At 70.9% G+C, this 12566-nt stretch carries 15 protein-coding genes; 6 read left to right on the forward strand and 9 right to left on the reverse strand.

Annotated features, from left to right (window positions below):
- Positions 1 to 50: 50 nt before the first annotated feature.
- On the reverse strand, positions 51 to 401 hold the full coding sequence (locus tag BM290_RS20580; protein ID WP_093616426.1) for a UBP-type zinc finger domain-containing protein: 351 nt from the start codon (positions 399 to 401) through the stop codon (positions 51 to 53).
- A gap of 12 nt (positions 402 to 413) precedes the next feature.
- Positions 414 to 785, reverse strand: coding sequence for a winged helix-turn-helix transcriptional regulator (locus tag BM290_RS20585; RefSeq protein ID WP_239143616.1), 372 nt, complete (start codon positions 783 to 785; stop codon positions 414 to 416).
- Positions 786 to 925: 140 nt separating this feature from the next.
- Between BM290_RS20585 and BM290_RS20590 the strand changes: the two genes are divergently transcribed.
- A complete protein-coding gene (locus tag BM290_RS20590; protein ID WP_093616430.1) occupies positions 926 to 1780 on the forward strand; it encodes an SDR family oxidoreductase in 855 nt (284 codons plus the stop codon).
- On the opposite strand, the gene BM290_RS20595 is transcribed toward BM290_RS20590, so the two are convergent.
- Positions 1770 to 2231, reverse strand: a complete 462-nt coding sequence (locus tag BM290_RS20595; RefSeq protein WP_093616432.1) for an aminoacyl-tRNA deacylase — start codon at positions 2229 to 2231, stop codon at positions 1770 to 1772. The genes BM290_RS20590 and BM290_RS20595 overlap by 11 nt on opposite strands.
- Before the next feature lie 16 nt (positions 2232 to 2247).
- Between BM290_RS20595 and BM290_RS20600 the strand changes: the two genes are divergently transcribed.
- Positions 2248 to 2622, forward strand: coding sequence for a DUF427 domain-containing protein (locus BM290_RS20600; protein WP_093616434.1), 375 nt, complete (start codon positions 2248 to 2250; stop codon positions 2620 to 2622).
- Here the strand turns inward: BM290_RS20600 and BM290_RS20605 are convergent.
- Positions 2571 to 3590: a TIGR03617 family F420-dependent LLM class oxidoreductase gene (locus tag BM290_RS20605; protein ID WP_093616436.1), complete on the reverse strand. Its 1020-nt coding sequence runs from the start codon at positions 3588 to 3590 to the stop codon at positions 2571 to 2573. The two genes, BM290_RS20600 and BM290_RS20605, sit on opposite strands and share 52 nt — an antisense overlap.
- A gap of 60 nt (positions 3591 to 3650) precedes the next feature.
- Between BM290_RS20605 and BM290_RS20610 the strand changes: the two genes are divergently transcribed.
- On the forward strand, positions 3651 to 4466 hold the full coding sequence (locus tag BM290_RS20610; RefSeq protein ID WP_093616438.1) for a MerR family transcriptional regulator: 816 nt from the start codon (positions 3651 to 3653) through the stop codon (positions 4464 to 4466).
- Here the strand turns inward: BM290_RS20610 and BM290_RS20615 are convergent.
- Positions 4453 to 5298, reverse strand: coding sequence for a P1 family peptidase (locus BM290_RS20615; protein WP_093616440.1), 846 nt, complete (start codon positions 5296 to 5298; stop codon positions 4453 to 4455). The genes BM290_RS20610 and BM290_RS20615 overlap by 14 nt on opposite strands.
- 97 nt (positions 5299 to 5395) lie before the next feature.
- Between BM290_RS20615 and BM290_RS20620 the strand changes: the two genes are divergently transcribed.
- The gene (locus BM290_RS20620) at positions 5396 to 7444 is read left to right on the forward strand and encodes a catalase (protein ID WP_093616442.1); all 2049 of its coding nucleotides are present in this window, start codon (positions 5396 to 5398) and stop codon (positions 7442 to 7444) included.
- 198 nt (positions 7445 to 7642) lie between these two features.
- Here BM290_RS20620 and BM290_RS20625 read toward each other — a convergent pair whose 3' ends face one another.
- Together BM290_RS20625 and BM290_RS20630 are read right to left on the reverse strand one after the other, a co-directional pair.
- Complete coding sequence (locus BM290_RS20625; protein WP_093616444.1) at positions 7643 to 7828, reverse strand: hypothetical protein; 186 nt, start codon at positions 7826 to 7828, stop codon at positions 7643 to 7645.
- A gap of 414 nt (positions 7829 to 8242) precedes the next feature.
- The gene (locus tag BM290_RS20630; RefSeq protein WP_093616707.1) at positions 8243 to 8734 is read right to left on the reverse strand and encodes an Hsp20/alpha crystallin family protein; all 492 of its coding nucleotides are present in this window, start codon (positions 8732 to 8734) and stop codon (positions 8243 to 8245) included.
- A 305-nt stretch (positions 8735 to 9039) separates the two neighbouring features.
- Here BM290_RS20630 and BM290_RS20635 point away from each other — a divergent pair, with 305 nt between their 5' ends.
- Complete coding sequence (locus BM290_RS20635; RefSeq protein WP_093616446.1) at positions 9040 to 9921, forward strand: LLM class F420-dependent oxidoreductase; 882 nt, start codon at positions 9040 to 9042, stop codon at positions 9919 to 9921.
- Positions 9922 to 9963: 42 nt separating this feature from the next.
- Here the strand turns inward: BM290_RS20635 and BM290_RS20640 are convergent, their stop codons facing one another.
- A complete protein-coding gene (locus BM290_RS20640; protein ID WP_093616448.1) occupies positions 9964 to 10443 on the reverse strand; it encodes a hypothetical protein in 480 nt (159 codons plus the stop codon).
- Between the two features lie 221 nt (positions 10444 to 10664).
- On the opposite strand from BM290_RS20640, the gene BM290_RS20645 reads away from it, so the two are divergent.
- Positions 10665 to 11702, forward strand: coding sequence for a LacI family DNA-binding transcriptional regulator (locus tag BM290_RS20645; RefSeq protein WP_239143617.1), 1038 nt, complete (start codon positions 10665 to 10667; stop codon positions 11700 to 11702).
- Here BM290_RS20645 and BM290_RS20650 read toward each other — a convergent pair.
- Entirely contained in the window at positions 11667 to 12566 is a 900-nt protein-coding gene (locus BM290_RS20650) for a carbohydrate ABC transporter permease (RefSeq protein ID WP_093616452.1), read from the reverse strand. The genes BM290_RS20645 and BM290_RS20650 overlap by 36 nt on opposite strands.

The raw sequence follows: 12566 nt of genomic DNA on the forward strand, positions 1-12566 counted from the left end.
GACGCACACATCATCGGAAGTGGCGGGGCTCACCTGAGGGAAGGGCGGATTCAGCGGTTCAGACGACGCGTCCAGTCGGAAGGCACCGAGCCGGCCGGCCCGGGGACGGGCTGATCGTCCGGCCGGCTGCCCGGTGGGGCCAGTTCGGGCCCGGACAGGCCCTGCTCGGTCTCATAATTCCAGAACCAGTCCTCGCCCGGCTCGAACGACTGGACGATCGGGTGCCCGGTCTGCTTCCAGTGCGCGGTGGCGTGCTGCGAGGGCGAGCTGTCACAGCAGCCCACATGGCCGCACTCGGCACATCGGCGCAGGTGGAACCACCAGCCGCCGGCGGCGAGACACTCGGCGCAGCCGGTGCCGGAAGGAGGGACGTCGGTATGGATCGGTGCGTCGCTGGTCACGGCCAAAACCTATCAATGGGTACGGTCATACGCCTGCTGCGCCACGGCGATCTGCCCGAACTCGCCCTCGACCAGCTCGATCAGCTCGACGAACTTGGCCGCGACCTTCTCGCCGAGGGGGGTCAGGCTGTACTCCACGCGGGGCGGGATGGTGGCCTGCACCTCGCGCCGCACCAGGCCGTCGCGCTCGAGCGCCTGCAGCGTCTGGGCCAGCATCTTCTCGCTCACGCCGTCGACCCGGCGGCGCAGCGCGTTGAACCGGAACGCCCCGTCGTGCAGCGCGGCCAGCGCCAGGCCACCCCAGCGCCCGGTCACGTCGGCGAGCACGCCGCGGGAGGCGCAGTCCCGCGCGAAAACGCTGGGAATCAGCTCGTCGTCGTCCACGCGGCAGAGAATACCAGCACTGTCGTCAGGTTTGCGCTTTCGAAAAGTTAGTGCCATTGTTCTGGTCATCGCCAAAGCGGCCGGTCGGAGCTGAGCGTGGTCTCAGCGCCGGCCGGGAGGACCTTCTACAGGGAGTCGACATGACCATCGCCGTCACCGGAGCCACCGGACAGCTGGGCCGCCTCGTCGTCGAGGCGCTGATCGCCCGCGGCGCCACGCCCGGCGAGATCGTCGCCGTCGTCCGGGACACCGCCAAGGCCGGCGGCCTGCTCACGCTCGGCGTGCAGGTGCGCGAGGGCGACTACGACCGGCCGGAGACGCTGACCGCGGCGCTCGACGGTGTCGACCGGCTGCTGCTGATCTCCGGCAACGCGGTCGGCCAGCGGATCCCCCAGCACACCGCGGTGATCGACGCCGCCAAGCAGGCCGGTGTCGGCTTCCTCGCCTACACCAGCATCCTGCGCGCCGACACCAGCCCGATCGGCCTCGCGCCCGAGCACCTGGCCACCGAAAATCTGATCAAGGACAGCGGCATTCCGTACGCGTTCCTGCGCAACGGCTGGTACATCGAGAACTACGCCGGCTCGTTCGGGTCCGCGATCGCCCAGGGCGCCCTGTACGGCAGCGCCGCCGACGGCCGGATCGCCGCCGCCACCCGCGCCGACTTCGCCGAGGCCGCCGCGGTCGTCCTGCTCAGCGGCGAGACCGGCGTCTACGAGCTGGCCGGCGACGAGTCGTTCACCCTGGCCGGCCTGGCCGCCGCGGTGGCGGAGGCGTCCGGCGCCCCGGTCGCCTACACCGACCTGCCCGCCGAGCAGTACCAGGCCGCCCTGGTCGGCGCCGGCCTGCCGGAGGCCTTCGCCGGCCTCCTCGCCGACACCGACGTCAAGATCCGTGACGGCCACCTCGACGACGACACGAAGACCCTGTCCCGCCTGATCGGCCGCCCGACCACCCCGCTGTCCGACGCCGTGGCGGCCGCCCTCAAGAACTGAGGTCGGTCACGTCGGCGAACGAGCCGCCCAAGGCCTTGACCGCCGCGTCGGCCTCCACCCGTAGACCGAGGCCGCGCTCGCCCGCGCCGAGGCTGATGGTCCGGCCGCGGACCGACTCGTCGGCGATCACCGGCCACGGGCGGCGGGAACCGAACGGGGTGATGGTGCCCCGTTCGTACCCCGTGGCCTCCTTGGCGGTCGCCGCGTCGGGCATCGACAGCCGGCTCACGCCGAGCAGCGCCCGCAGTTTGGGCCACGAGATGGACCGGTCGCCGGGCACCAGGACGAACAGATAGTCATCGTCGGCGCGGCGCACCACCAGGGTTTTCACCAGGTCACGCACCTCGACCCGCTGGGCGGCGGCGGCCTCGGCCACGCTGCTGACCGGGCCGTGCCGGATCACGTCGTAATCGATTCCGGCGGCGGACACCGCATCCACGGCACTCGACAACGTTAGGCTCCTTCACATGGCCAAGCCTCGTCTGCAACCAGGCCCCGATCATCCGATCACGATCACCCCGACCGGCTCAAGGGTGACGGTCACCGCCGGTGGGCGGGTCGTCGCCGACACCACGAGCGCGCTCACGCTGCAGGAGGCGAACTATCCGCCCGTGCAGTACGTGCCGCTCAGCGACGTCGACCCGGCACTGATCTCCGCCACCGATCACCAGACCTACTGTCCGTACAAGGGTGAGGCCAGTTACTGGTCACTGCCGGAGGCGGACAATGCGGTCTGGGGATACCAGGATCCGCACGACGCGGTCGCCGAGATCAAGGGCCACGTCGCGTTCTATCCGGACAAGGCGGAGGTCCGGATCGCGGATCGCACCGCCGCCAGCTGATAGCGATCCGCCTCGTACGGCGTGTAGAGCGAGATCCGATCAATCGCGGAACCGAATCGGTCGAGCAGCCCGGCGGCCACCGCCGCCGGGTCGCCGGCCACCGCGAACGCGTCGAGCACGTCGTCGGTGATCGCGTCGGCCATCTCGTCCCACGATTGCCGGCGTGACAGCAGGTTGAGCCGGTCGGCGAGCTCACCCCACCCGTGCAGCTCCAGCACCGGCCGGTAGGACGGTGTCGACGCGTAGAAGGCGATCTGCCCGCGCACCGCCCGCTCCGCCTTCGCCCGGCCGGCCGGGTCGGCGCCGAGGACCACGAAGGCGCTCATCTCCATCGCGAATCCGTCGAGGGAGCCGCCGCGCGCCTCCCGGGCGGCCGGGATCAGCCGCTCCGCGAGATAGGCGGGGCTGGTCAGCGGGTGCACCAGCAGCCCGTCGGCGACCCGGCCGGCCGCCGCGACCATCCGCTCGCCGACCGCGGCCAGCTGCACCGGCGGGTTGCCGAACGGGTTGGGCCCCGGGTCGAAGAACGGCGTCATCAGCGTGTGCTGGTAGAACGAGCCGCGGAAAGCGAGCCGCTCGCCGGTCGCCCAGGAGTGCCAGACGGCCCGCAGCGCTGCCACGAACTCCTCCATCCGCGCGGCCGGCCGCCCCCACGGCATCGAGAACCGCCGCTCGATGTGTGGTCTCACCTGGGAACCGAGACCCAGCCGGAACCGGCCCTCGGAGATCAGCTGCAGGTCGTTGGCGAGGACCGCGACGTTCATCGGGTTGCGGGCGAACGCGACCGCGATCGACGACTGCAGCGACAGGGTGGCGGTCGCCCGGGCCACCAGGGTCAGCGTGGTGAACACGTCGTGCCGGGTCTCGGCCGCGTTGAAGCCGTCGTAGCCGACCTGCTCGGCGGAGACGGCGGCCGTCTCGGCCTCGGACGGGGAGGCCGCGATCGGGGCGGCGTAGTCGACCAGCATCCCCCAGACTTACCAGATCTTGACTCTCCCACCGTGTCAGGGTCTGAACTCGGAGCTGTCATGTTCACCATCGGAGATTTCGCCCGCCACGGCCGCGTGTCGATCCGGATGCTGCGTCACTACGACGCGACCGGGCTGCTGCGGCCGGCCCACGTCGACAGGTTCACCGGCTACCGGCACTACACGGCCGGCCAGCTGGCCCGGCTCAACCGGATCATCGCGCTCAAGGATCTCGGGCTCACCCTGCAGCAGGTCGGGGAGATCCTCGACGGCACGCTGGACGCCGGCGAGCTGCGCGGCATGCTCCGGCTGCGCCGCGCCGAGCTGGAGGCGGCGGTGGCCGAGTCGGCGGCGCGGCTGGTGCGGGTCGAGGCGCGTCTCCGGGCCATCGAGAGGGAGGGCCGCATGCCCACCGACGACGTCGTCATCAAGCCGATCCCGGCGGTCCGTGTCGCCGAGCTGACCGCGGTCGCCGACGGCTACGAGCCGGAGCACATCTCCCCGGTGATCCAGCCGCTCTACGCCGAGCTGTTCCAGCGCCTGGAGGCGGCCGGGGTGCGGCCCACCGGTCCGGGCGTCGCCTACTACGAGGACGCGGCGGACGGGCGGATCACCGTGCACGCCGCGATCCAGGTCGCCGCCGGTCCGGGTTCGGGCGATTTCGAGGTACGGGATCTGCCGGTTATCGCCGAGGCCGCGACGATCGTGCATCACGGGTCGATGGACGCCGTGGTGCCGACCGGCCAGGCCCTCGCCGAGTGGATCGACGCGAACGGCTACCGGGCCGTCGGCTACGCCCGCGAGATCAACCTGGAGTGCCCGGAGAACCGCGACGACTGGGTGACCGAGCTGCAGGTGGCGGTCACGAGGGCCTGACCACCGCGGACCGGATCGCGGCCGCCGTCACCTCGGCGGCCGCCGCCCGCAGCAGGTCCAGGTCGGCGCCCTCGACCTCGCCGGTGGCCAGCGCGACCACGGCGTCGCCGTCGTAGCGGGAGTGCGCCGGGTGCAGGGCGCGGGCGTACCCGGTGTGGCCGCTCTGGGCGAGCAGGTGACAGTCGAGCTTGCTCAGCCTGGCGTCGGTGAGCAGCACGGCGATCGTGGTGTTGGTCAGGAACCCGCCGGCCGGGGTGTCCGGCGGCGCCGGGACGGACCCGTCGGCGCCGATCACGTCACCCCAGGCGTTGACGACGGCGACCGCCTCGACGGTGGCCCGCCCGGCTCGCCCGGTGGCCACGCCGAGACCGCCGGGTTCCAGGGCGCCACGCCACTTGCCGATGGTGGCCCCGGCGCCGGCTCCGACCGTACCGCCGCCGAAGGGTTGTCCGGTGAGCGCCGCCAGCGCCGCCTCGCGCCCCGCACCCGGACCCGGCGGATCGGCCGCGACCGAGGCATCGAAGATCGACATGCCGACGACGATCGGGACCGGGCCGAAGGGCGTCGGGAAACCGCGGCCACGCTCGCGCAGCAGGCGCGCGACGCCGTCGCCGGCCGCCAGCCCGAACGCCGAGCCGCCGGACAGCACCACCGCGTCGACGTGCTCGACCAGGCGGCCCGGCTCCAGCAGGGCGAACTCGCGGGTGGCCGGGGCGCCGCCGCGGACCTCGCCGGACCCGACCGTGCCGGGCGGCGGCAGGATCACCGTGACGCCGGTGCCGGCGCCGGTCCAATGGCCCGCGTGGGCCGAAAGCAGCTGTGGTCGGCTCATGAACCGGAACCGTAGCCGCTGGGACGTTCCGCCGTGGATTGCCGGGGTATGCAGTCGGCTGTTCGGCTGAAACTGCGCACAGAAACGGAAATCCGACATGGAGCCCACTGTTCCCAGTCCCAAGGCGAAGGAAGAAGCGGAGACCAGCCCGGTCAAGGAATCCCTCGCCCCGGCGCGGGGACTGCAGACCGGCGACTACCTGACCACCGCTCAGGGCCTCCGGCTGCCGGACACCGACCACTCCCTCAAGGCCGGGCCGCGCGGGCCGTCACTGCTGGAGGACTTCCACCTCCGCGAGAAGATCACGCACTTCGACCACGAGCGGATCCCGGAACGGGTGGTCCACGCCCGCGGGTCCGGCGCCTACGGCACGTTCACCGCGTACGGGAACGCGGCGTCCGTGACGAAGGCCGGCTTCCTCGCCGAGAAGGGCCGCGAGACGGACGTGTTCGTGCGCTTCTCCACCGTGCTCGGATCGCGGGGCTCCGCCGACACGGTCCGTGACACCCGCGGGTTCGCCGTCAAGTTCTACACCGCCGAGGGCAACTTCGACCTGGTCGGCAACAACATGCCGGTCTTCTTCATCCAGGACGCGATCAAGTTCCCGGACGTCATCCACGCCGCGAAGTGGCATCCGGACCGGGAGATCCCGCAAGCACAGACCGCGCACGACACGTTCTGGGACTTCGTGTCCCTGCACACCGAGGCCACCCACCACGTGTTCTGGGCCATGTCCGACCGAGCCGTGCCGCGGTCGTACCGGACCATGGAGGGGTTCGGGGTCCACACCTTCCGCCTGGTCAACGCCGAGGGCGGGACGGCCTTGGTGAAATTCCACTGGAAGCCGGTCGCCGGGGTGCACTCGCTCGCCTGGGAGGAGGCCCAGATCACCGCGGGCGTCGACCCCGACTTCCACCGCCGCGACCTGGCCGACTCGATCGACGCCGGGCTGTTCTACGAGTTCGAGCTCGGCATCCAGGTGATGCCGGACAGCGACGACGAGACGTTCCACGGCATCGACCTGCTCGACCCCACCAAGATCGTGCCGGAGGAGCTGGCGCCGGTGCAGCCGGTCGGCAAGCTCGTGCTCAACCGCAACCCGGACAACTTCCACGCCGAGACCGAACAGATCGCCTTCCACCTCGGCCACCTGGTGCCCGGCATCGAGGTCACCAACGACCCGCTGCTGCAGGGCCGCCTCTTCTCCTACCTGGACACCCAGCTCAGCCGGCTCGGCGGCCCCAACTTCGCGCAACTGCCGATCAACCGGTCCCAGGCCCCGGTGAACGACAACCACCGCGACGGCCTGCACCAGAGCGTCGTGCACCGCGGCGTGGCGCCCTACCTGCCGAACAGCCTCAGCGGCCCGGAGGGACCGGTACCGGCCGGACCGGAGAAGGGTGGCTACGTCAACGTGCCCCGGCTGGTGCACGGTGAGAAGGTGCGCGCCAACCCGGTGTCGTTCGCCGACCACTACAGCCAGGCCGCGCTCTTCTACCACAGCCTCAGCCCGATCGAGCAGGACCACATCGTCGAGGCGTTCACGTTCGAGCTGAGCAAGTGCTACGAGCAGGCCATTCGCGTACGCATGCTGTCGGTCCTGGCCAACGTGGACGCCGGTCTGACCGCCGAGGTCGCCGCCGGACTCGGCCTCCCGGCACCCGAAGGGACACCGCCCGCCCAGGTCACGCCGTCGCCGGCGCTCGCCCAGATCACCGACCGGGCGTGGCCGATCACCGGGCGGGTGGTCGGCGTCATCGGCACACCCGACGCCGGCACGGCGGCACTGCAACAGACCCTCAAAACCCAGGGCGCGGTGGTACGGGTGATCGCGCCCGTCGGCGGCGAAGGAGTGGAACGCACGTTCCAGACCGCGCGGTCCGTCGAGTTCGACGCCGTCGTGGTAGCCATGGCGACCGACAATCCGCAGGTCACGGTCCTGTTGCAGGAGGCGTACCGGCACGCCAAGCCGATCGGTGTCCAGGGCGCCGGCGACCGGACCCTGGCCGCCGCCGGCATCGACCCGAAGGCCCCGGGCATCCTCACCGACCCGGACGCCGAGTCCCTGGCCACCGCCCTCGGCCAGCACCGTGTCTGGGACCGGGTCCCCCTCCTGAAGCCGGCCGCCGCCTCCGCCGGCTCCTGACCCATCCGCCCGCGGCGGCCCCGGTCCGCCCCGCCCGCCGCGGGCCGGTCCCGGGCCACCCACCGCGGCATGGTCCGCCTCACCCACCGCGGGCCCGGTCCGGGCCATCTACCGCGGGCCTGGCGGCCCGCGGAGATCCCGGCTGGTTCTCCGTGCTGTCGCGAGGGTCTTGGGACAGCACGGAGAACCAGCCGGAAGTCAGCGGCGGATCGAGGACAGGGCCAGGCCTGCGAGGCTGCAGCAGACGGTGAGCCAGGTGAGCGCCAGCACGGAGGTCATCAGGGTGCCGGGAAATCCGGTCGGTGAACTGTTAAGGACCATCAGGGCGGCGCCGATGAAGACGAGTGCGGCGGTGGCCGCCACCTGCAGGTATGAGCGCGGCAAGACAGGCTCCCGGGGTGTGGCTGACGGGGAGCAGCAACCCTCCCCCACCACCCTGTCCGGTCGCAACGGCTCAGTCGGCCGATCTTCCGGACGTCCGTCGACGGCGAAGAGCCGGGCCGGCGCATCGCCGACCCGGCCGGGTGAGGGAACAACTGGCTGAGCGATCGGATGACCATGGGATGGCGCGGATCCCACCGGTCGAGGGCCGGTCAACCGTGGGCCCAGAACCTGGGCCGGGCCGTCGCCGGTGGATCCACGACATCAACGGGGCAAAGACCGGCGAGGGCGCTGCTGCTGCAAAGCCCGCCTGCCGCAGGGCGCTGCAGCCGCAAAGCCCGGCCGCCGGAGAGCGCTGCACCGCACGTCGGGGCTGCCGGGGGCGCTGCGCCCGCAAGGCGCAGCGCCCGCCACGGGTCAGCCGGCGAGGGACTTCTGTGCGGTGGTGTCGCCCTCGATGGTGGTGGGGTCGGCCTGCTTCGTGAGGGCCGGCGCGCCGCCCGTGTTGATCTCGATGCGGCGCGGCTTGGCGGCCTCGGCGACCGGGATGGTCAGGGTGAGGACGCCGTCCTGCCAGGTCGCGTCGATGCGGGCGAGGTCGAGGCCGTCGCCGAGGGTGAGCCGCCGTTCGAAGGTGCCGGTGACGCGCTCGCGGCGCAGCCACTGGACGTCGGCGTCGGTGCGGGCGGAACGCTCGGCCCGGATGGTGAGCACGCGGTTGTCGACGTCCACGCTGACCGAGCCCGGGTCGATCCCGGCCAGGTCACAGTGCAGGACGAAGTGGTCACCGGACCGGTACAGGTCCATCGGCATCGCCACGGCGGCGGCGCCACCTGCGACGGCGGGGACCCCCAGCATCCGGTCGGCCAGGCGGTCGAACTCGCGGAAAGGATCGAAAGTCAGCACCACGATCAACCTCCTCGAAGCGGCCGCCGGACTGTCCGGCGGCACGTGGCGCTCGGCTGACAATTCTCGCCGAGGTCGGTGGTCATCTCTCTCTGACCAGCACCGACAAGACATTTTTTAGCACTACCCGACCTGGAGTGCCAACCGTTCCGCCAAGATTTTTTGAAGAACCGCCGGGCGCCGGACCGGAACCCGGTGGCCGTCACGAACGCGCGTGAGCCGGCGACCGTCACCGGGTGGCGTCGATGGTGAAGGCGGGCAGGCGCTCAGGTTCGGGTAACCGCTCGTACGGTGGGTAGGTTGATCTCATGAGCATTGGTTTCGGGGTTTTCGTGCCACAGGGGTGGCGGATGGATCTGGTCGAGATCGCCGACCCGGTCGAGCAGTACGAGGCGATGACGGCGGTGGCGAAGGTGGCCGACGCCGGACCCTGGGATTCGATCTGGGTGTACGACCACTTCCACACCGTGCCCGAGCCCACGATCAACACGACGTTCGAGGCCTGGACGGTCAGCTCGACACTGGCCCGGGACACCAGCCGGGTCAACATCGGGCAGATGGTCGGCTGCAACGGCTACCGGCACCCGGCCCTCTACGCCAAGATCGCGTCGACGGTCGACGTGGCCAGCCACGGCCGGCTCTACGCGGGCCTCGGCGCCGGGTGGTATGAGCACGAGTGGAAGGCGTACGGCTACGAGTGGGCCGAGGTCCCGGAGCGGATGGCCGCGTTCCGGGAGGCCGTCGAGATCGTGCACCGGATGTGGACCGAGGAGCGTCCGGTCTTCACCGGCAAGCACTACCGCATCGACCAGCCGATCAACGAGCCGAAGGGCGTGCGCAAACCACACCCGTCGTTCTGGCTGGGCGGCGGCGGCGAGAAGGTGACGCTCAAGCTGGTGGCTAAATACGCCGACGGCGCCAACTTCGGCAACGGCGACCCGGAGATCGTCAAGCAGAAGACCGCGGTGCTGCGCGAGCACTGTGACCGGCTCGAGCGCGACTACGACCGGATCAGGAAGTCGACGAGCTACCACATCGACCTGGCCCACTCCAGCGCCCAGCACATCGCGAAGATCGAGCAGCTCGCCGCGGCCGGCGCCGACTACGTGATCGCCTACTTCCCGCGGGTCGCGTACGACCACGAGCCGCTGCTGCGCTTCGCCGAGGAGGTCGTCCCGCAGTTCTCCTGAGCACTGTCGCGGGCCCGCCACGACGGGCCCGCGACAGACCGGTCAGCGCAGGCGCTCCATCGCCTTCTCGGTCAGCTCGCGGTTCTCCTCGACGGAGATGCCGGTGCCGTTGCCCTCCGGGGTGTCGCTGTCGGCGTAGAGCCGCATGCAGGTGCCGTTGCGCTCGACGGCGACCACCGAGTCGGTCTCGGTGGAGATGAACGCCGTCGGGTCCAGGTCGGGAGCCGGCACCGCGCCCGGCGGGGTGTAGCAGCCACCGTCGTTGTTCTGCGTGATGAGCCGCAGCTCCCACGAGTCACGGCCGGCAGCGGGCCGGCGCCAGCGGCACTCCCAGCCGTCGTGCAGCCCCTCGGTCCACGGGCTGCCCTGTTCGCCGATGCCGGAGGCGGCCGTGACCTCCGCGTCGGTGAGCAGCTCACAGGGTTTGTCGGGAGAGACCTTCGGTGCTTCGCCGTCGCCGCCGCAGCCGGTGAGGGCGACGAGAGCCGCGCCGATGACGAGCAGGCCGATCGATGTCCGCATCCGATCATGCTGCCCGGGCGCGACGTACCTCCACATCGGATTTTCCGGCGGAGTGTCCACGGGCGAGCCACTGAGGGAAATCGGTGTTCCGGGAAGCGAAACGCATGTGGGAGCGGTCCCAGTCCGACCAGGCATTTCTCGTACGATCGGGGCATGGCAGAATTCCGATGCCGGGCTCCGAAAGTTCCAGCCGAGATGGGCCGGCGGTAAGGAGCATCCCCGTGGTGTCTGGCAGGGGAAGAGTGACGATCGCCGCGATAGCCGAGGCAGCGGGGGTTTCCGTGCCCACGGTGTCTCGGGTGCTCAACGGTCGGTCCGACGTGTCACCAGGGACCCGGGAGCTGATCGAGCGGCTGCTGCGAGAGCATGACTACCGGCCCCGCAACTCTCGGCATTCCGGACGAGCCCGGCTTGTCGACCTCGTCTTCAACGACCTGGACAGCCCGTGGGCGCTGGAGCTGGTGCGCGGCGTCGAGGACGTGACGCACGCCGCCGGCGTCGGGACGGTGGTGTCCCAGGTGCACCGGCGCAGCACCGCGACCCGGCAGTGGCTGCAGAACCTGCGGGCCCGCGCCTCCGACGGGGTCATCTTCGTGACCTCGGACGTCGCCGAGCCGGTGCACAGCGAGCTGCACCGGCTCAAGGTGCCGGTGGTGATCATCGACCCGGCCGGCGGGGTGGCCTCGGACGTGCCGACGATCGGGGCGACGAACTGGTCCGGCGGCCGCACCGCCACGGATCATCTGCTGTCGCTGGGCCACCGGCGGATCGGGTTCGTGGCCGGCCCCAGTAACCTGTTGTGCAGCCGCGCCCGGCTGGACGGCTACCGCGCGGCGATGGAGGCGGCCGGGGTCCGGGTCGACGAGGAGCTGCTCACCACCGGTGACTTCGGCAACGAGGCGGGCTTCCTGGCCGGCAACCGGCTGCTCGACCTGCCCGACCGGCCGACCGCGATCTTCGCCTCCAGCGACCTGATGGCGCTCGGGGTGTGCGAGGCGGCCCGGCGGCGTGGCCTGCGCGTGCCCGATCAGCTGAGCGTGGTCGGCTTCGACGACCTGCCCGAGTCGCGCTGGTCGTCGCCGCCGCTGACCACGGTGCGCCAGCCGCTGGCCGAGATGGGCGGGCTCGCCGCGCGGACCGTGTTGCGGCTGTCGCGCGGCGAGGCCATCGAGACCCCCCGGGTGGAGCTGGCCACCAAGCTCATGGTGCGGGAGAGCACCAGGTCACTTGCCGAAACCGGCGGTCAGGCCGCTCAGTAGCTGACGGCGCCCGATCACGTAGAGGGTGAGGATCGGCAGCGTCGTCAGGACCACGGCGGCGAGCACGGCGGGGATGTTGACGCTGTACTGTCCCTGGAACTCCCAGAGGGCGAGCGGCAGGGTCCGCTGCTCGGGGCTCTGGGTCAGGATCAGCGGGAGCACGAAACCGTTCCACACGGTCAACCCCTGGTAGATGGTGACCGTCACCAGGGCCGGGCGGGTGAGCGGGAAGGCGAGCCGCCACAGGGTGCCCCACTCGGTGGCGCCGTCCATCCGCATCGACTCGAAGAGTTCCTTCGGCACGTCGCGGATGAAGTTCCCCAGGACGAGCACGCTCAGCGGGATGGCGAAGGCCAGCGAGGGCAGGATGATCGCGCCGAGGGTGTCGTACATCTGGATCCTGATGATGATCAGGTAGATCGGGATGATGACCGCCTGCAGCGGGATCGCCAGGCCCATCAGGAACAGGCCGTTGACCGTCCGCAGGAACCGGCTGCCGGCGCCGCCGCGGATGATCGCGTACGCCGCCATGAACGACACGAGGACCGCCGGGCCGACCGAGCCGACCGTGACGATGACACTGTTGGTGAAGTACCGGGCGAAGTCGCTCTCCAGAACGAACCGGTAGTTCTCCAGCGTCGGGTCGGTCGGCAGGGCGAGCGGGTTGGCGTCGTAGTAGTCGTCCTGCAGCTTGAGGCTGGTGACGGCGATCCAGTAGATCGGGACCACCACGATCGCCAGCCAGAGCCAGCCGGCCAGGCCACCGGCGACGTTCCACTGCAGCGGGTTGATCCGGCGACGCGCCTTGACCGGCGGCTTCTCGGCCACCGGCGCGGGGGTACGGCTGTCGAGCATCGTCGCCAT

Source organism: Actinoplanes philippinensis, assembly GCF_900113015.1.
Lineage (GTDB): Bacteria > Actinomycetota > Actinomycetes > Mycobacteriales > Micromonosporaceae > Actinoplanes > Actinoplanes philippinensis.